At 62.6% G+C, this 16,748-nt stretch carries 18 protein-coding genes; 10 read left to right on the forward strand and 8 right to left on the reverse strand.

From position 1 onward, the window contains the following. Positions 1-107: 107 nt before the first annotated feature. Entirely contained in the window at positions 108-1,169 is a 1,062-nt protein-coding gene (locus tag NKI01_RS11205; protein ID WP_023718063.1) for a CobW family GTP-binding protein, read from the reverse strand. Between the two features lie 186 nt (positions 1,170-1,355). Between NKI01_RS11205 and NKI01_RS11210 the strand changes: the two genes are divergently transcribed. Beyond that, positions 1,356-2,078: an intradiol ring-cleavage dioxygenase gene (locus NKI01_RS11210; protein ID WP_352484376.1), complete on the forward strand. Its 723-nt coding sequence runs from the start codon at positions 1,356-1,358 to the stop codon at positions 2,076-2,078. Positions 2,079-2,281: 203 nt separating this feature from the next. After that, positions 2,282-2,764: a MarR family winged helix-turn-helix transcriptional regulator gene (locus NKI01_RS11215; RefSeq protein WP_023718061.1), complete on the forward strand. Its 483-nt coding sequence runs from the start codon at positions 2,282-2,284 to the stop codon at positions 2,762-2,764. Between the two features lies 1 nt (position 2,765). Here NKI01_RS11215 and NKI01_RS11220 read toward each other — a convergent pair whose 3' ends face one another. Next, positions 2,766-3,638, reverse strand: coding sequence for an AraC family transcriptional regulator (locus NKI01_RS11220; RefSeq protein ID WP_023718060.1), 873 nt, complete (start codon positions 3,636-3,638; stop codon positions 2,766-2,768). 51 nt (positions 3,639-3,689) lie between these two features. Between NKI01_RS11220 and NKI01_RS11225 the strand changes: the two genes are divergently transcribed. The 5 genes from NKI01_RS11225 to NKI01_RS11245 all read left to right on the forward strand — a co-directional run bounded on the left by NKI01_RS11225 (position 3,690) and on the right by NKI01_RS11245 (position 7,785). Next, complete coding sequence (locus NKI01_RS11225; RefSeq protein ID WP_023718059.1) at positions 3,690-4,097, forward strand: DUF2000 family protein; 408 nt, start codon at positions 3,690-3,692, stop codon at positions 4,095-4,097. Positions 4,098-4,282: 185 nt separating this feature from the next. Beyond that, positions 4,283-5,167 carry a DMT family transporter gene (locus NKI01_RS11230; RefSeq protein ID WP_352484377.1) on the forward strand — a complete coding sequence of 295 codons (885 nt, stop codon included), beginning with the start codon at positions 4,283-4,285 and terminating at the stop codon, positions 5,165-5,167. Between the two features lie 68 nt (positions 5,168-5,235). After that, the gene (locus tag NKI01_RS11235) at positions 5,236-6,258 is read left to right on the forward strand and encodes a LacI family DNA-binding transcriptional regulator (protein WP_023676245.1); all 1,023 of its coding nucleotides are present in this window, start codon (positions 5,236-5,238) and stop codon (positions 6,256-6,258) included. Then, positions 6,255-7,235 (forward strand): 2-hydroxyacid dehydrogenase, encoded by a 981-nt coding sequence (locus tag NKI01_RS11240; RefSeq protein ID WP_023718057.1) that lies wholly within the window; start codon positions 6,255-6,257, stop codon positions 7,233-7,235. Before NKI01_RS11235 ends, NKI01_RS11240 begins: the two co-directional genes overlap by 4 nt. A gap of 154 nt (positions 7,236-7,389) precedes the next feature. Continuing rightward, positions 7,390-7,785: a hypothetical protein gene (locus NKI01_RS11245; protein ID WP_352484378.1), complete on the forward strand. Its 396-nt coding sequence runs from the start codon at positions 7,390-7,392 to the stop codon at positions 7,783-7,785. 6 nt (positions 7,786-7,791) lie between these two features. Here the strand turns inward: NKI01_RS11245 and NKI01_RS11250 are convergent, their stop codons facing one another. Continuing rightward, positions 7,792-8,565, reverse strand: coding sequence for a gamma-glutamyl-gamma-aminobutyrate hydrolase family protein (locus NKI01_RS11250; RefSeq protein ID WP_352484379.1), 774 nt, complete (start codon positions 8,563-8,565; stop codon positions 7,792-7,794). 284 nt (positions 8,566-8,849) lie between these two features. On the opposite strand from NKI01_RS11250, the gene NKI01_RS11255 reads away from it, so the two are divergent. Continuing rightward, positions 8,850-9,959, forward strand: a complete 1,110-nt coding sequence (locus NKI01_RS11255; protein ID WP_023718055.1) for a TRAP transporter substrate-binding protein — start codon at positions 8,850-8,852, stop codon at positions 9,957-9,959. A 150-nt stretch (positions 9,960-10,109) separates the two neighbouring features. Here the strand turns inward: NKI01_RS11255 and NKI01_RS11260 are convergent, their stop codons facing one another. From NKI01_RS11260 to NKI01_RS11280, 5 genes are all read right to left on the reverse strand, one after another. Beyond that, the gene (locus NKI01_RS11260) at positions 10,110-10,484 is read right to left on the reverse strand and encodes a VOC family protein (protein WP_352484380.1); all 375 of its coding nucleotides are present in this window, start codon (positions 10,482-10,484) and stop codon (positions 10,110-10,112) included. 275 nt (positions 10,485-10,759) lie between these two features. Further along, positions 10,760-11,785, reverse strand: a complete 1,026-nt coding sequence (locus tag NKI01_RS11265) for a zinc-dependent alcohol dehydrogenase family protein (RefSeq protein WP_023718053.1) — start codon at positions 11,783-11,785, stop codon at positions 10,760-10,762. 16 nt (positions 11,786-11,801) lie between these two features. Beyond that, positions 11,802-13,574 (reverse strand): TRAP transporter large permease, encoded by a 1,773-nt coding sequence (locus NKI01_RS11270; protein WP_031193698.1) that lies wholly within the window; start codon positions 13,572-13,574, stop codon positions 11,802-11,804. Then, complete coding sequence (locus NKI01_RS11275) at positions 13,574-14,158, reverse strand: TRAP transporter small permease subunit (protein WP_352963172.1); 585 nt, start codon at positions 14,156-14,158, stop codon at positions 13,574-13,576. The genes NKI01_RS11270 and NKI01_RS11275 overlap by 1 nt, the downstream gene beginning before the upstream one ends. A gap of 204 nt (positions 14,159-14,362) precedes the next feature. After that, complete coding sequence (locus tag NKI01_RS11280; RefSeq protein ID WP_023718050.1) at positions 14,363-15,268, reverse strand: branched-chain amino acid ABC transporter permease; 906 nt, start codon at positions 15,266-15,268, stop codon at positions 14,363-14,365. A gap of 160 nt (positions 15,269-15,428) precedes the next feature. Between NKI01_RS11280 and NKI01_RS11285 the strand changes: the two genes are divergently transcribed. Continuing rightward, positions 15,429-16,052 (forward strand): CGNR zinc finger domain-containing protein, encoded by a 624-nt coding sequence (locus NKI01_RS11285; protein WP_352963175.1) that lies wholly within the window; start codon positions 15,429-15,431, stop codon positions 16,050-16,052. Next, positions 16,045-16,590: a hypothetical protein gene (locus tag NKI01_RS11290; RefSeq protein ID WP_023718048.1), complete on the forward strand. Its 546-nt coding sequence runs from the start codon at positions 16,045-16,047 to the stop codon at positions 16,588-16,590. Before NKI01_RS11285 ends, NKI01_RS11290 begins: the two co-directional genes overlap by 8 nt. Positions 16,591-16,748 lie beyond the last annotated feature (158 nt).

Genomic DNA, 16,748 nt, shown 5'->3' on the forward strand with positions numbered 1-16,748 from the left:
TTGAGCTGCGGGTCTCAACCCGTGCTTCGGATCGTCGTGAGGAGAGAGCGCCAGCGTTGCGGGCGCCCCTTCTCCCACAAGGGGAGAAGGGGGAAAGGGCAGCTAAATCAAGCGGCGTGGCAGGCCTGGAAGCTTGTCTTCAGCCGCTCGGCGTCGAGTTCGCGGCCGATGAACACCAGCCGGCTCTCGTGCTTCTCGCCGTCCTTCCAGGCGCGTTGGTGGTCGCCTTCGATGATCATGTGCACGCCCTGGATGACATAGCGCTCGTCATCGCCTTTCAGCGCGATGATACCTTTCAGCCGCAGGATGTTCGGGCCTTCCATTTGGGTGACCTTCTCGATCCACGGGAAGAACTTTTTCGGGTCCATCTCGCCGCCGCGCAGCGACACCGACTGCACCGTCACATCATGGATGTCGGAAGGGTGCGCGTGATGATGGTCATGCCCGTCATGATCGTGATGATCATGGCCCTCGTGATCATGGTGATCATGATCATGATGGTCGTGATCGTCATGCGCCTCGAGGAAGTGCGGATCGTTCTCCAGCGCCCGGGACAGGTCGAACGCACCGCGATCGAGCACCTCGGACAGCGCCACGCCGGCGCGTGTGGTGCGATGGATGCGTGCCGCCGGGTTGATGGCGCGGATCGTCGCCTCCACCTTGCTCAGCTCTTCGGGGGTGACCAGGTCGGTCTTGTTGAGCACGACGACATCGGCAAAGGCGATCTGGTCCTCGGCCTCGCGGGAATCCTTGAGGCGCAGCGGCAGGTGCTTGGCGTCGACCAGCGCCACCACCGCATCGAGCCTGGTCTTGGAACGCACATCGTCGTCCATGAAGAAGGTTTGCGCTACCGGCACGGGATCGGCGAGGCCTGTGGTCTCGACGACGATGGCGTCGAAGCGGCCGGGCCTGCGCATCAGACCTTCGACGACGCGGATCAGGTCGCCGCGCACGGTGCAGCAGATGCAGCCATTGTTCATCTCGTAGATTTCCTCGTCGGATTCCACGATCAACTCGTTGTCGATGCCGATCTCGCCGAACTCATTGACGATGACGGCGTAGCGCTTGCCATGGTTTTCCGAAAGGATGCGGTTGAGCAGTGTCGTCTTGCCGGCGCCGAGATAGCCGGTAAGGACGGTAACGGGGATCTGCGTCTGTGCGTCGCTCATATTGTGCCTCGAATAGGGATTGTCGGCTCCATATAGGATGTGTGCTCGGCTTTTGCACGAGGCAAACCGATGCGCCAAAGAGGCCGGTATTGCCGAACTTTCCTCACATTGCCGAACGTTCATTGGCGCGGGCTGGCGGTGGGGCCTAGATAGGGCGAGGGGTTGTTCGCACTGAGGAGGCGCCAGATGTCCGACAAGTCCTTGCCATTAAGCCGGCGGCAGGCTCTCGGTCTTGTAGCGGTCACCACGGGCGGCATATTCCTGCCCGCCGGCGCAAGGGCCGGGCAGGTCTCGCCCTATGCCGGGCTTGCTTTGTTCGAAGCCGGTGCCGGCGTCTGCACCATGACGCCCGAGGTCACCGAAGGACCGTTCTATTTCGACCCGAAGCTCGAACGCGCCGATATCACCGAGGGCAAGAAGGGCGTCGCCCTCAATGTGCGGCTGCAAATCGTCGACGCCGCCTGCCGGCCGCTTCCCGGCGCACGCGTCGATATCTGGCATTGCGACGCCCAGGGCGCCTATTCCGGCTATCCCGGACAGGGCGACGGGCAGGATATCGACACGTCCGGCCAGAGCTTTCTGCGCGGCTGGCAGAGAAGCGATGGAAGCGGCATCGCTTCTTTCGCCACCATCTATCCCGGCTGGTATCGCGGCCGCACCACCCACATCCATTTCAAGATCTTCCCCGACGACCGCTCGGCAATGACCGGCCAGATGTTCTTCCCCGACAGCTTGAGCGAGCATATATTCGCCACCGTCGCGCCCTATAACGATCGCCCCGGCAAACGCGATACATCGAACATGCGGGACGGCATTGCGCGGCAGGCCGGGCCGCCGTCGCAGGCAGCGCTGCGGGAAATGGCGGACGCCTATCAGGCCTTGATGGTGGTCGCGGTGAGGGCCGGTTGAGGACACCTCGTCACGTCGCCATCCAGCCGTCGCGGAAAGTCGTTTGTCATCTAACTGAAATAAACATCTGGCATTAGCCACGGCGAACACCGCGATGCTTGCCGGCAAAGCTATTTTCCGAGCCGGAATGTTTTCGATCGTCATTGCCAATCGGCGGCCTGCTTCTATGCTGTCCGCACCGGTTCGGCCGAGGAGGGATGAGCATGGCCAAGGCGGACAAGACTGCAACAATGAGCCGGCTGCATTCGGCGGCGCGGCTGGCGCGCACGGCGCTCGCCGCCCGGCTTCTGGCGCATGGCTTCTATGCCGGTCAGGACCAGATCATGCTGGCGCTCGACCGCGAGGACGGGCAGACGCCCGGCAATCTTGCCGGCCGCCTCGGCGTGCGTCCGCCGACCATCACCAAGACCATCAACCGGCTGCAGGCGCAGGGTTTTCTGGAAAAGCGGGCCTCCTCCGCCGATGCCCGCCAGGCGCATATTTTCCTCACCGACACCGGCCGCGAAATTATCCACGCCATCGAGAAATCGGTGAAGAAGACCGAAAAGCAGGCATTGAAGGGTCTCGACAAGAAGGATCAGAAATCGCTGTTCAAGCTGCTTGCCCGTGTCGAAGCGAATCTTTCGAACGGCGAAATGGTGCTCCCCGATGACGAACTGGATATCGAGGACAAGATCCTTGAATAGGTCACGCGTTCGCCGCTGACGGCCGCCGCGTCAGTGCCGACCAGCGTCCGGGTGTGACGCCGAACGCCTTCTTGAAATGCCGATTGAAATGGCTTTGGTCACTGAAGCCGGCTGCGATGGCGATTTGCGCCAGCGGCTCGTCGCATTCGATCATCCGACGGGCTCGTTGAAGCCGGCGCATCAACAGGAACCGGTGCGGGCTGGTGGAGAAGGTGGCGCGGAAATGCCGCGACAGGGCATAACGGTCCAATCCGGTGATCGCCTCCAATTCATCCGAACGTACAATCCGCGCGACATTTTCCTCCAGATAGTCGCGCGCCAGACTGGCGGCACGCCACGCAGTTTTCGCTATCGGTTTCGCCGGCTGACCGGCGTGCCGGGCCAGGCTTTGCATCAGCTGCGTCATGAAATCGACCACAAACAGCTCGTCCAGTTCCTGATCCAGCGGCCCGAGCGCCGAAAGCAGCGTCGCGCGGAAATCGCGGTCTGTCATCACGGCATCCCCGACAAACGGCAGTGACCCGCCGCCGAGGCAATCGAGCATCAGGGACGGCTCCAAATACAGCATTCTGTAACGCAATCCGTCTTCTGTGCCGGCGCCGCCATCGTGCATTTCGTCGGGATGAAGGATAATGATCTGGCCAGGCAGGCTCTGATGCGTCGCGCCGCGATAGCGGAAGCTCTGTATGCCATAAAGCGTCACCCCGATTGCATAGGTGTCGTGGCGATGGAGATCGAAGGCGTTGCCGTGGAACCGGGCCTCGATGCGTTCCATGCCGGCAGTACCGGGTGCCGATACGATGCAGTTCTCGGCTGCATCCACGCACAAACGTCCAAGACCCTGAAAGGCTTCCCCGTCTAGACCGTGCGGCATCGCTTCACTCGCAGCCTCGGATTGGCCCCCTTTCGGATTGGAAACTGTCGCATGTTCGATACGAAATTTGCAATCGTGCTCAGGGACGATCTTCCCGTCTGGCAGAAGCTCAACGTCACCGCCTTTCTGACCAGCGGCATCGTCGCGCAGTTTCCCGACCTCATCGGCGAGCCCTACCGTGACCGCGCCGGCAATATCTACAACCCGCTATCGATCCAGCCGGTCATCGTGCTTTCGGCAGACGGCCAGGCGCTCGGAACGATCCAGCGGCGGGCGCTGGAGCGTGGTGTGACGGTTTCGCTCTATGTCGAGGAAATGTTTTCGACTGGGTACGATCTGGCCAACCGTGCCGTCTTTGCCGAATTTGCGCCGGAGGATGCCAAGGTGGTCGGCATCGCGCTTCGCGCCGAAAAGAAGCTCGTCGACAAGATCACCAAGGGTGCCCGCATGCACACCTGACTCTCCGGCCACCAGGAACAAAACTGAGCCTGTCGTCGCCTGTCGGTGTGCCAGCCTCTTTTGGCTTGCCCGCTGGCGACAATTCCCGCATTGGTGAGGGACTGCCTTGCTTCCCGTCCGGCCTGAAATTGAATGCTCCCCCAAGACAAGACGAAAGCGCGACGTCGCCGGCGGCGATCCTGTGCATGCTTTCCGTCTATGTGTTTTTCACCTTCCTCGACACCAGCAGCAAGTACCTTGTGCTGGCTGGCGTCTCGGCGCTGATCGTCGCCTGGACCCGCTTCGCGGTCCATGTCCTGCTTGTCGGCGTCTTTCTGCGCGGATGGCGTGAGCCGTTGCGTTTTCGTCCCGCCAACCTGCCGGCGCATCTCACGCGCGGTCTGCTCCTGTTCGGATCGACCATGTTCAACATTCTGGCGCTGCGGACGCTGCAGCTGGCGGAAACCACCTCGATCTACTTCTTCGGCCCGATGGTGATCACCGCGCTTGCCGGTCCGTTGCTCGGCGAATGGGCCGGCTGGCGGCGCTGGCTGGCGATCATGAGCGGCTTTGTCGGCGTCCTCATCATCACCCGGCCGGGCATCGGGGTTTTTGGCGTCGGCCATCTCTTTGCGCTCGGCTCGATGCTATCGAACAGTTTCTACGTCATCATGACGCGCCGTATGTCGGCGACGGAAACCTCGGAAAGTCTCATCCTGTTTTCGGCGCTGGCGCCGGCCGTGCTGCTGCTGCCGACACTGCCGTTTTCGCTTTCGCTGCCGCAGGATGGCTGGCACTGGTTCATATTGCTGATGCTTGGCGTCTTCGGCGCCATCGGCCATTGGCTTCTTGTGCAGGCCTATCGCCTTGCCACCACCACGGCCCTGGCTCCCTATCCCTATTCGCAGATGATCTGGATGATCATCTCCGGCCTGATCGTCTTCAACCAGTTTCCCGACCGCTGGACGCTGGTCGGTGCCACCGTCATCGTCGCCAGCGGCCTCTACATCGTCCACCGCGAGCACCGGCTTCGCTTGCACAACCGCGCGACGCTGGACGCGGAGGCGGAAGCGCTGGCAAAAAAACTTTGATTTGCTCGGGATCGATGGCATAAGAGCCGGCCTTTAAACAGTTTAAATTGCTTCGGGAGCGCAGGGCGCTGGCACAGAAGATCAAGCTTTCGACCATCGCGGATGCGCTCGGCGTGTCCACGGCCACGGTCTCGCTGGCCTTGCGCGACAGCCCGCTGGTCGCCGGCGGCACCCGCGACCGTATCAAGGAACATGCACGCGCCATCGGCTATATCTACAACCGCCGCGCCGCCAGCCTTCGCACCTCACGCTCGGGCATTGTCGGCGTCGTCGTCCACGACATCATGAACCCGTTCTTTGCCGAGATACTGCGTTCGATCGAGAGCGAACTCGACCGCAGCCGGCAGACCTTCATCCTGTCGAACCACTACGACCAACTCGAGAAACAGCGCACCTTCATCGACACGCTTCTGCAGCTCGGCGCTGACGGCGTCATCATGTCGCCGGCCATCGGCACACCGCCCGAAGACATAATCATGGCCGAGGAGAACGGTCTCCCGGCAGTGCTGATTGCACGCACCGTCGAAGGTGCCGACGTGCCGGTGTTTCGCGGCGACGATGCCTATGGCACCGGGCTTGCTACCAATCATCTGATCTCGCTTGGCCACAAGCGCATCGCCATGATCGGCGGTACCGACCAGACGTCGACCGGCCGCGACCGTTATCAGGGATATGTCAACGCCATGGAGGCGGCAGGGCTCGAGGTCAGGCCGTCATGGCGTATCGCCGGCCCGCGCACCAAGCAGGCCGGCTTCGAGGCTGCCGGGCAGTTCTTGGCGCTGAAAGACAGGCCTACCGCGGCCTGCTGCTGGAACGACCTCGTCGCCATCGGCCTGATGAACGGCATTGCGCGCGCGGGGCTGGTGCCGGGCATCGACATCTCCGTTACCGGCTATGACGACCTCGAGGAAGCGGCGATCGCGACGCCGGCACTGACCACGGTCTGGAACGGCCAGCGCGAGGTTGGCCGCCGCGCCGCCAGCGCGCTGCTCGACAAACTCAACGGACAGACGGTGCGGCCGTCGCAGGAACTGATCAAGCCGGAACTGCATGTGCGCCAGTCGACCGGCAAACCGGTGGAACGTGCATGACAAAAACCGAACAGCAAGCTGTCGCCATTCTGGTGCCGGGCCAGTTCAACGACCATGCGGTCGGCCGCATCGACGGGGCGTTCAGCCGCGTCCGGATCGAAGGCGCCGATCCGTCGCTGGTCACCGACGACATGCGCCGTACGGTGCGCGGCATAGCCGCCTTCGGCGGCATAAGCGCCGCGTTGATGGACGCGCTGCCAAAGCTCGAGATCATCGCCAATTTCGGCGTCGGCTATGATTCTGTCGATGTCCGCCACGCCGTACAGCGCGGCATCATGGTCACCAACACCCCGGATGTGCTGACCGAAGAGGTCGCCGATACGGCGCTCGGCTTGCTGATCAACACCATCCGCGAACTGCCGCGCGCCGAGGCCTGGCTGCGCGACGGAAGTTGGCTGCGCAAAGGCAACTATCCGCTGAGCCGGCTGACCCTGCGCGGGCGCCATGTCGGTATCTTTGGCATGGGCCGCATCGGCCTCGCCATTGCCCGCCGGCTCGACGCTTTCGGGCTGCCCATCGCCTACCACAACCGGCGCCGCGTCGAAGGCCTGTCCTATGACTATCACCCGACGCTGAAAGGTCTCGCCGAGGCGGTCGACACACTGATCTCGGTGGCGCCCGGCGGGGCCGCGACGGAAAGGGCAGTCAATGCCGAAATCCTCTCGGCTCTTGGGCCGAACGGCGTCTTCGTCAATATCGGCCGGGGCAGCACGGTCGACGAGCCAGCCCTTGCCGCCGCACTTGCCAGCGGCAGCATCGCCGCTGCCGGGCTAGACGTCTTTGCCGACGAGCCGAATGTGCCAGCGGCGTTGCTTGCCGCGCCCAACACCTCGCTTTTGCCACATGTCGGCTCCGCCTCGCAGCACACCCGCCGCGCCATGGCGGACCTATGCGTCGACAATCTGGTCTCGTGGTTTTCGCAGCGCAAGGCACTGACGCCGGTGCCGGAGACGGCAAATGTCAAGGCAAGGCCGTAAGCGGGCTGCCATATCTATTAACTTCAGCTTAACCCTTCGGAATCATTCTGGTCCCTTCCTAGTGTCTGTCCGCCTGACAGCACATGACAGCAAGATGAAGCGCGCCTCCTGATCTCTTCGAACGCGGCGCGCTTGAAATGCGCGGAGAAACAGGATGAAAACGCTTCCTGCATTGATGGCGGTTGCTGTGCTGTTCGGCAGCGTCCAGCTGTTTTATGCCGGTAGCGGTGAAAGCCGTGCAGCCAGTGAGTCACCACCTTCATCCGGCAACTACCGGCTGGTAGCCCATGGTGACGAGGCGTCTTGTGCGGTCAGCCGTGGCGCCGAGATTTCGCAAGGCTTGTCGCTGTTGACGGTCGCCGCGAATTGCCGCCGGGTGTTGCCCGGTGTCGAGCAGGCGAAGTTCTGGCGAGAGCAGAATGACGGCACGGTCACATTCAGCGCCAACGGCACCGATCCAATCGTCATGTTCTCAGTCGCCGATGGCGACGGTTACGAATCCTACGCGCCGGCGCTGCCGCTGCTATCGCTGGCGTCGGCCGGCAACTGACGAGCGCTATTCTGCCGCTGCGCGCGCGCCCGATTTCGCCGCCTGATGCAGACGTACAGCGTCGCCGAAGGCGCGGAAAATCTTTGCCGAGATGTTGTCAGATTCGACCCAGTACTCTGGATGCCACTGCACGCCAACAGCGAAGGCGCGGGCGTCCTTGACCGAAACCGCCTCGACAGTGCCGTCGGCGGCGACCGCTTCGACCTGCAGCTTCGGGCCAAGCCGATCGATGGCCTGGCGATGCACCGAATTGACCAGGATGTCGCCGGCGCCGAAGACCCCGGCCAGGCAGCTGCCGGGTTTTATCGACACGCTCTGGCGGATGGCGAAGCGTTCGTCCTGATTGTCGCTTGCCGGCGCACGATGGTCGAGCGAACCGACGCGTTCCTGGATTTCGGTCGCCAGCGTGCCGCCCAGTGCCACATTCATCTCCTGGATTCCGCGGCAGATGGCGAGCAGCGGTACCCCGCGCTCCACCGCCCGGCGGATCAGTGGCAACGTCGTCGCGTCGCGGGCGGAGTCGTAAGGACCATTGGCTTCGCTGGCGTCACCGCCATAGAGCGAGGGATGAACGTTGGACTTCGAACCGGTGACCATGACGCCGTCGACGGCGGAAAGCAGTTCATCGAAGTCGAGCCGGTCGCCGAAGGACGGTACCAGCAGCGGGAACACGCCTGCACCCGAAAGCGCCGCTTCAAGATATTGCTGTGGGGCGGCATGCCAGATGTAATTGTCGAACTGGCGGACGTCGGTCGATATGGCGACGAGCGGCTGGTGCATTTGGTCCGGATCCCATCGGGTGCAACGAATTATCTGCCTGCAAAATAGGCGATCCGAAGGCGCATTTCCATGGCAAGTTTCGGCGTGTCGCGTAGGCCAGTTAATCGACCTTAGACTATAGTTGCAAGATCTGCCCCAACGCCGTGAATTTCCCCGAAATGCGCCACTCAAACCGGGCTGCCACGCTGGACTCGACTCCTTGCCTGTGTATTGTCGGGCTCGAAGCCGATCCGGGCCCCGAAGCGTCCCGAATGTCGGTCAGTTGATCCAAAGGGAGGAACTTCATGGATCGTCGTTCGTTCATCCGCAAGGCCGGCACCACCGGTTTCGGCGCCGCGGCGGCTGCCGCGACACTTGCTGCGCCGGCCATCGCCCAGTCCAACCCGAAAGTGACCTGGCGGCTGGCGTCGTCCTTCCCGAAGTCGCTCGATACGATCTATGGTGGCGCCGAAGTGTTTTCCAAGATGCTGTCGGAGGCGACCGACGGCAACTTCCAGGTCCAGGTCTTCGCCGCCGGCGAACTCGTTCCCGGCCTGCAGGCCGCCGACGCCACCACTGCCGGCACCGTCGAGGCCTGCCATACGGTGGCATACTATTACTGGGGCAAGGACCCGACTTGGGCGCTGGGGGCGGCGGTTCCGTTTTCGCTCAACGCGCGCGGCATAAACGCCTGGCACTATCATGGCGGCGGCATCGATCTGTTCAACGAGTTCCTGGCGACGCAGGGTCTGTTCGGGCTGCCGGGCGGCAATACCGGCGTGCAGATGGGCGGCTGGTTCCGCAAGGAGATCAAAACGGTCGCCGACCTTTCCGGCCTCAAGATGCGTATCGGTGGTTTTGCCGGCAAAGTGGTGCAAAGGCTCGGCGTAGTTCCGCAGCAGATCGCCGGTGGCGACATTTATCCGGCGCTGGAAAAAGGCACGATCGACGCCGCCGAATGGGTTGGCCCCTACGACGACGAGAAGCTCGGCTTCTACAAGGTTGCGCCCTATTACTACTATCCCGGCTGGTGGGAAGGTGGACCGACCGTCCATCTGATGTTCAACAAGGCGAAATACGACGAACTTTCGCCGGCTTACAAGTCGCTGGTGCACACTGCCGCCCAAGCGGCCGACGCCAACATGCTGCAGAAATACGACTACCTCAACCCGGCGGCGGTGAAGCGGCTGGTTGCCGGCGGCGCCAAGTTGAGCCCGTTCAGCCAGGAGATCATGGCCGCCTGTTTCGAAAAGGCCAACGAAGTCTATGCCGAGATGGAAGCCTCGAACGCGCCGTTCAAGAAGATCTGGGACTCGATCAAGGCGTTCCGCAAGGAGCATTATCTCTGGGCGCAGGTGGCCGAGTACAATTACGACACCTTCATGATGGTCCAGCAGCGCAACGGCAAGCTCTAGAATATTCTGCGACGCCGAGTGGCTCCACTCGGCGTCGCAGAAAAGGGCTAAAACAAAGCGGATGTCCCGTTTGGTTTGAATGCATTCCGCTCCAGGCGTTTGATGGATCTCGTCAAAGGACCGCGAGCCACGCCCCGCGGTCCTTCCCTGTCAGCCTTCGGACGCACTGACTTCGACCAGTACTCCACCCGGCGCATGGCAATAGAACGTCGTCGACTGGATGCGGCCGCGCATTAGCTGCTGGACCTCGCCCGGTTGCAGGCCGGCATCGGCAAGCCCGGCTCGCTTTGCATGCACAAACTCCGGCTTGCCGACGAAGAAGCCAACGTGAAAGCCGTCCGGATAGCTGGCGGGCTCGCCTTTCCCCGGCTTCATCAGATTGAGGATGAAGCCATCGATGCCACGCAGAACCGCGAAGGCGTCCTTGCCGCGCACGGCGACAAATTCAAAGCCGAAATGGCTGGTGAAGAAGCGGGCAAGGCCGGCAACTTCGGTGGTGACGAGATTTATGTGGTTCAGTTTCATGATGCGTCTCCTGCCACGGGTTGAATGCGGACAGGCTTCGACCGAAGAGCGCAAACCGGCGGGACCGCTACATCCGAAAATCCGGACGTGACCCGACCGGCTCGCGAGTTTCGCCTCGCTTGCCGGCCGCGGGTTCTCCCACAAGTAATGTGGCGAACAGGCTTCCCCGAGCATCGTGCTCAGGACGGGAAGAGCCGGACTACCGAACCGGCAATGTCTTTTTCGGCGTAGTTTCTGTAACCGGTCGCCCCGCCGGTGGCAACTGGCCCGATCGATCAGCCCTGAGGCACTACCAGGACCTTGACCTCACCTGGTGCCGACGGGTTGGCAATGATCGCCACCGCCTCGTCGAGGTCGACTTGTCGCGATATCAGCCGGTCTACCTCGATCGCACCCGAGGCGATGAGATCGGCGGCCCGGCGATGGGTAAAGGGATTGAGGAAGGAGCCCAGGACCTTCAACTCGCGGAACAGCAGGTCGAACGGTTCGAACGCCGCTTTCATGCCTTGCGGCATGACGCCGACGACGACAATTGTGCCGCCCGCCTTGGCCAGCCGCATCGCCTGCTCGACGGTGTCTTTCACGCCGGCGCATTCGAACACCACGTCGACGCCGCCCGGCATCAAACCCGACCGGCCGACGATCGCGTCGGTGATGTCGGAAGCGCTGGGATCGACCGTCGCCGTTGCGCCAAGTTCCTCGGCAAGGGCGCGCCGCGAGGCCTGGCGCGTCGACAGGATGATGGTCGTCGCACCGGCGAGCTTTGCCAGTTGAACGGTGAGCAGGCCGATCACGCCGCCGCCGAGCACGGCAACCGACGAACCTGGTCTGATCGCGGCAAGGTCCACGCCATGCAGGCAGCAGCCGAGCGGCTCGCAGAACGCACCATGCGTCGGCGTCAGATCGCCTGGCAGGACGAAAGCCTGTTTCTGCGGCAGGGCAAGATATTCGGCAAAGCCGCCATCGCGATGGATGCCGATGGCACGCAGATTGCCGCAGAGGTTGACCCGGCCGGCCTGGCAATGCGCGCACCGGCCGCAGGCGATGTTGGGATCGCCGGTGACGCGGTCGCCGACGGCAAAGCCGGATACGGCAGGTCCGATCGCCTCGACGATGCCGGAGAATTCATGGCCGAGAGTCACCGGCGGCGTGCACGGGAATTCGCCATGGAAAAGATGCCGGTCGGTGCCGCAGACGCCGCACGCCTCGATCCGCACCAGCAGCTCGTCCGGTCCGGCAGTCGGTTTCTCGACCTCGCACACGGCGAGGCCGCCCACTCGCTCCAGTCGCACCGCCTTCATGGCTGCCGGGCCTTCGTCAATTGAAACTCGGTGGTTGCGACAGATCGGTTGCCGGTGCCGCCGGTTTCGCGGGCGGCTTTTCGTCGAAGCTTGGCGGCTGCGACAGGTCCTGCGCGCCGGGCGCAGCGGGTGCCGTGCTGCCACCGGCCGGCGGCGTGCCGAGCGGCGACAGGCTGGGCATCTCCGGCACCTTGATGTCGATCGTCGCTGGATCGACGACGGCGCCTTTGTAGTGCATCACCATCTGCGGGAAGGCGATGGTCAGGCCGATCATGATCACCTGGATACAGACGAACGGCACTGCGCCCCAATAGATCTGCCCGGTGGTGACGGGCGCGATCTGTTTGCCGGTGAGCCGGTCGAGATAGGGCACGCGTGCGGCGACCGAGCGCAGATAAAACAGCGCGAAGCCGAACGGTGGATGCATGAAGCTGGTCTGCATGTTAACCCCGAGCAGCACGCCGAACCAGATCAGGTCGATGCCGAGCTTGTCGGCCGCCGGCGCCAAAAGCGGCACGATGATGAAGGCGAGCTCGAAGAAATCGAGGAAGAAGGCGAGCACGAAGACGAGGATGTTGACGCCAATCAGGAAACCGACTTCACCGCCCGGCAGCGACGTCAACAGGTGCTCGACCCAGATGTGGCCATTGACGCCGTAGAAGGTCAGCGAGAACACCCGCGCGCCGATCAGGATGAACAGCACGAAGGACGACAGCCGCGTCGTTGAGGCCAGCGCCTGCTTGACCACGTCGAGCGACAGCCGCCCCTTCATCGCCGCCATCGCCAGCGCGCCGACGGCGCCCATGGCGCCGCCCTCCGTCGGCGTGGCGATGCCGAGGAAAATGGTACCCAGCACCAGGAAGATCAGCGCCAGCGGCGGGATCAGCACGATGATCACCTGCTGTGCCAACCTCGACATCAGGTTGATCTTCAGGCGCTGGTCGATGATCGCCACGACATAGATGAAGATCACGCCGATGGTGGCGCCGAGGATATCGGCATTGCCGCCATGGTTTGGCGCGAGGTAGCGATACGCGGCATAGGAAACCACCACCGCCGCCAGCAGCGCCGCCAGCAGCGACAGCACACCGTGACCGAGCGTGCGGGCCTCCAGCGGCAGTGCCGGCATCGACTTCGGCCGGACGATCGACATGAGCAGGATGTAGAGCATGTAGATGCCGGTCAAAATGAGCCCGGGGATCAGCGCCCCCTTGTACATATCGCCGACCGAGCGGCCGAGCTGGTCGGCCAGCACGATCAGCACCAGTGACGGCGGGATGATCTGGGCGAGCGTGCCCGATGCTGCGATGACGCCGGATGCTAGCCGCCGGTCGTAGCCGTAGCGCAGCATGATCGGCAGCGAAATCAGCCCCATGGCAATGACGGAAGCCGCCACCACGCCGGTCGTCGCGGCCAGCAGCGCGCCGACGAAAATCACGGCATAGGCCAGGCCACCACGAACCGGTCCGAACAACTGGCCGATCGTGTCGAGCAGGTCTTCGGCCATGCCGGATCGTTCGAGCACGATGCCCATGAAGGTGAAGAACGGGATCGCCAGCAGCGTGTCGTTCGACATCACCCGGCTGCCGTAGAAATTGTCCGGCAACGCGTGCAGCAACGGCCAGGCGAGGTTGATCGAGCCGCCCGAATAGGGCGACAGCAGCACGCCGATGAAGAAGAACATCAGGCCGTTGGCGGCAAGCGAGAAGGCGACGGGGTAGCCGATCAGCAGGAAGAAGATCAGCGAGGCGAACATGATCGGCGCCATGTTCTGGGCGATGAACTCGATCACGAGCGCACCTCTTCGACGAGCGCCTTGGCTTCTAGCTCGGCCTGTTCATGCACCGATATGAATGGAGTGGGATCGTCCATATGACCGCGCATGATGGCGATTTTCTTGATGATTTCGGAAATGCCCTGCAGCGCAAGCAGGAAAAAGCCGACCAGCAGGATCGCCTTCGCCGGCCAGATGATCAGCCCGCCGGAATTGTTCGACATCTCGCCGCTGCGATACGACAGCGACACATAGGGAACGAAATAGACCACCATCAATGTCACGAACGGCATCAGGAAGAAGACGTGACCGAAAAGGTCGATCCAGTGCTGCACGCGGCGCGAGAACATGCCGTAGACGATGTCGATGCGGATATGGTCGTTCTGCTTCAGCGTGTAGGCGGCGGCCAGCATGAAGGCGGCGCCGAACAGATACCACTGCAATTCCAGCCAGGCGTTCGAGGACATGTCGAACAGCTTGCGGATGACGGCGTTAGCGGCGCTTACCAGAATTGCGAGCAGGATCAGCCTCGATACCCATTTGCCGATGAATTCGTTCAAACGGTCAATGGTTCTGGAAAGAGCGAGAAGCCCTGCCATGCATTCCTCCCTTGTGTCAGAGCGCGGCGGTTCCCTGTCCGTTGCGCCGCTGTGGACCAACGGTATGCAGTGCGTGGTTCGGCGGGTCAACACGGGCCTGCCCGCATAAACACAGTTGTGAGGTGACGACCGGCAAAAAAGCTGCCGCGTCCTTTGCATGTCCAAGGACATGCGGCTCTTTCACCAACCAAAGTCGGGTGCGGCTCAGGCGATCTTCTGTTGGTCGCGGCCGGCGCCGATCAGCACAAGCATGGCGACGAGGAACAGGTACATCCAGGCATCGCGCCATTCGAGCGGGAAATAGCCGGCCCATAGCGATTCGGCCATGCCGAAAGCGGCGGCGCCCAGTGCCGCCCGCAGCGGCGAAAGATAGCCGCCTACTGCCGTCACGAACAGGATCTTCAACCCGTAGACCAGGCCGGTGCCGAAGCTGATGTTGCCGTAGTAGAAGCCGGCGAGCACGCCGGCCAGCGCAGCGCAAAGGCCGCCGAAAAGCACCGCACGCCGAAACACCGCGCGGACATCGACACCGCACATCGCAGCAGCCTTGGGATCGTCGGAAACGGCGCGCCAACTGCGGCCGAAGCTCGAATGTGTGAAGCCCCACGCAGCCAGCGCAATGGCCGCCAGCACGGCAGCGCAATCGAGCAACTGGATCAGCGTCAACGTCGCCTTGAAGCTGGCACTCTGCGCGAAGACGATGGTCTGGGCCAGCATCGGTGGCAACCACAGATCGTGGGTGTTGGCGGCGATGCGGCTGGCTTCCGACAAGACCAGCAATATACCGAGCGTTGTCACCACGATCGCATTGGGCGAGCGGTCGGCCAAGGGTTCGAAGATGCTTCGTGACAGAACGTGGCTGATCAGCGCCGCGTAGAGAAACGCCGCAACTATGCCGAGCGCGACCGATGCAAGCAGCGTCAGCCACAGTGCCTGATAGCCGAATGCCGCGGTGAGGATCATCGTTTGCCCGCAAAAGGCGAACAGCGCGCCATAGGCAAGATTGGTGCGGTGCAGGATGCCGTTAGTCAGCACATAGCCGAAGGCAAGCAGTGCGTAGAGCGCGCCCGAATGCAGCCCGTTCAGAACCTGCTGGAAGAAATAGAGCATGCAAAATCCTCGGTGCATGGCTCCGAATAATCGGAAATCGACTTTCGCTGGGATCATGCACAAAATCAAAGTGCTACAAGCCGCGGCGCTCGCAGCCGTGAAGAGCGTTGCACTCGGAATCTAACTTGTCAAATGCGATTTATCGGTTAGATTTCATCGCATGACGGTATCCTGGACTCCGCACCGCTTCACCGGCGGCATGCTTGCGCTCGACACGGCGAACACCGTTGTGCTGCGGCACCATCCGGAGAAAACCTTCGACCGTTTCGACGATCCCGCCGAGATTGCCCGCTTTGCCGAAGCCGCCAGCGGCTTTCGCGCCGCCGAGCTCGGCGGCAGGCGGCTGGAGGCCCCGTCGCCGGACAAGATCGCGCCGGTGGTACTGTCGATCCGCGAAACCACCGATCGGCTGTTTCGCCGCGCGGTGTCGAAAGGTGCGATCGCCACCGCCGACATGCCTGAATTCCTGGAAGCCTGCGCCGACGGCCTCGCCCATGGCCGCACCGAAATCGGGACGCTTGGAAAACCGTTCGGCGACCCGGCGACGCCGATCGCCTTTGAGGCGGCATTGGCGGTCTCGGCGCTGTCGCTGCTGCGCGGCGACACCATCGCCAGGCTGAAGATTTGTCCCAACTGCAGCTGGCTGTTTGTCGACCGAAGCCGCAATTCCAGCCGCCTTTGGTGCGACATGGCGGTATGCGGCAACCGCCAGAAGGCAAACCGTCACTATCGCCGCCGGACGGCGGCGAACGAGGTCCACAATGGCGAGGTCCAGAATGGCTAGGCTGTTTTCGCGCTCGATCGTTGTCGGGGTTGCGCTGATTGTGGCTGCAGCGCTCGGCGCCTGTCGCGAGACGGGCACGGACGACAACGGCGATGGCAAATTGTTCGAGATTTCAGGCAAGATATTCGTGTTCAACTATCGCCTCGCCAGGGCGACCTACCTCGTTACGCTGCGGCCGTTGCGGCCGATGGGGGAGGGGCAGGTCGCGGTCGCCAGCTTCCAAAACCCGGCCGGCGGCGAGCCGCTGGCAGTCGAGCAGAAAATCTGGCCGAAGCTCGACAAGGTGACGCTGGAGAGTCCGGCGCTTCAATGCGTCGTCAAGGACAAGCCTTACGCGATCGCGATCAGCATCAAGGACGCTGACGGCACGATCCTCCAGAAGATCGACACCACTCTGATGTCGACGGAGGACCAGTCCGTCCTGCCCGACCGGCCGCTGGTCATCGATCAGCTTTATACGCCCAATCCGGACCTTGCCGGCCACCCGGACGGCAAGTTGCCGAACGAACCTAAGCCCGACTGTTCGAAAGGTCTCTGACGCATTTTTCGACGGCATCGGATGGCGCGGAATTTTATTGCTGTCGAAAACAGCCGACGCGCGGTTTCTTACGCCGGCGGGCGCGGCGTTGATGATTTGTTGCGGACCGCCTGGCGGCTTCGATTTTGTTTGACCTCCCCGGCAAGGGAAGAAAGACT

It is taken from the genome of Mesorhizobium sp. M0815 (assembly GCF_040319995.1).
Classification (GTDB): domain Bacteria; phylum Pseudomonadota; class Alphaproteobacteria; order Rhizobiales; family Rhizobiaceae; genus Mesorhizobium.

What these genes read in the sequence shown, in the direction of transcription:
- NKI01_RS11205 (WP_023718063.1), bottom strand. Translation starts at nt 1,169, where the DNA reads ATGAGCGACGCACAGACGCAGATCCCCGTTACCGTCCTTACCGGCTAT.
- NKI01_RS11210 (WP_352484376.1), top strand. Translation starts at nt 1,356, where the DNA reads ATGTCCGACAAGTCCTTGCCATTAAGCCGGCGGCAGGCTCTCGGTCTT.
- NKI01_RS11215 (WP_023718061.1), top strand. Translation starts at nt 2,282, where the DNA reads ATGGCCAAGGCGGACAAGACTGCAACAATGAGCCGGCTGCATTCGGCG.
- NKI01_RS11220 (WP_023718060.1), bottom strand. Translation starts at nt 3,638, where the DNA reads ATGCCGCACGGTCTAGACGGGGAAGCCTTTCAGGGTCTTGGACGTTTG.
- NKI01_RS11225 (WP_023718059.1), top strand. Translation starts at nt 3,690, where the DNA reads ATGTTCGATACGAAATTTGCAATCGTGCTCAGGGACGATCTTCCCGTC.
- NKI01_RS11230 (WP_352484377.1), top strand. Translation starts at nt 4,283, where the DNA reads ATGCTTTCCGTCTATGTGTTTTTCACCTTCCTCGACACCAGCAGCAAG.
- NKI01_RS11240 (WP_023718057.1), top strand. Translation starts at nt 6,255, where the DNA reads ATGACAAAAACCGAACAGCAAGCTGTCGCCATTCTGGTGCCGGGCCAG.
- NKI01_RS11245 (WP_352484378.1), top strand. Translation starts at nt 7,390, where the DNA reads ATGAAAACGCTTCCTGCATTGATGGCGGTTGCTGTGCTGTTCGGCAGC.
- NKI01_RS11250 (WP_352484379.1), bottom strand. Translation starts at nt 8,565, where the DNA reads ATGCACCAGCCGCTCGTCGCCATATCGACCGACGTCCGCCAGTTCGAC.
- NKI01_RS11255 (WP_023718055.1), top strand. Translation starts at nt 8,850, where the DNA reads ATGGATCGTCGTTCGTTCATCCGCAAGGCCGGCACCACCGGTTTCGGC.
- NKI01_RS11260 (WP_352484380.1), bottom strand. Translation starts at nt 10,484, where the DNA reads ATGAAACTGAACCACATAAATCTCGTCACCACCGAAGTTGCCGGCCTT.
- NKI01_RS11265 (WP_023718053.1), bottom strand. Translation starts at nt 11,785, where the DNA reads ATGAAGGCGGTGCGACTGGAGCGAGTGGGCGGCCTCGCCGTGTGCGAG.
- NKI01_RS11275 (WP_352963172.1), bottom strand. Translation starts at nt 14,158, where the DNA reads ATGGCAGGGCTTCTCGCTCTTTCCAGAACCATTGACCGTTTGAACGAA.
- NKI01_RS11280 (WP_023718050.1), bottom strand. Translation starts at nt 15,268, where the DNA reads ATGCTCTATTTCTTCCAGCAGGTTCTGAACGGGCTGCATTCGGGCGCG.
- NKI01_RS11285 (WP_352963175.1), top strand. Translation starts at nt 15,429, where the DNA reads ATGACGGTATCCTGGACTCCGCACCGCTTCACCGGCGGCATGCTTGCG.
- NKI01_RS11290 (WP_023718048.1), top strand. Translation starts at nt 16,045, where the DNA reads ATGGCTAGGCTGTTTTCGCGCTCGATCGTTGTCGGGGTTGCGCTGATT.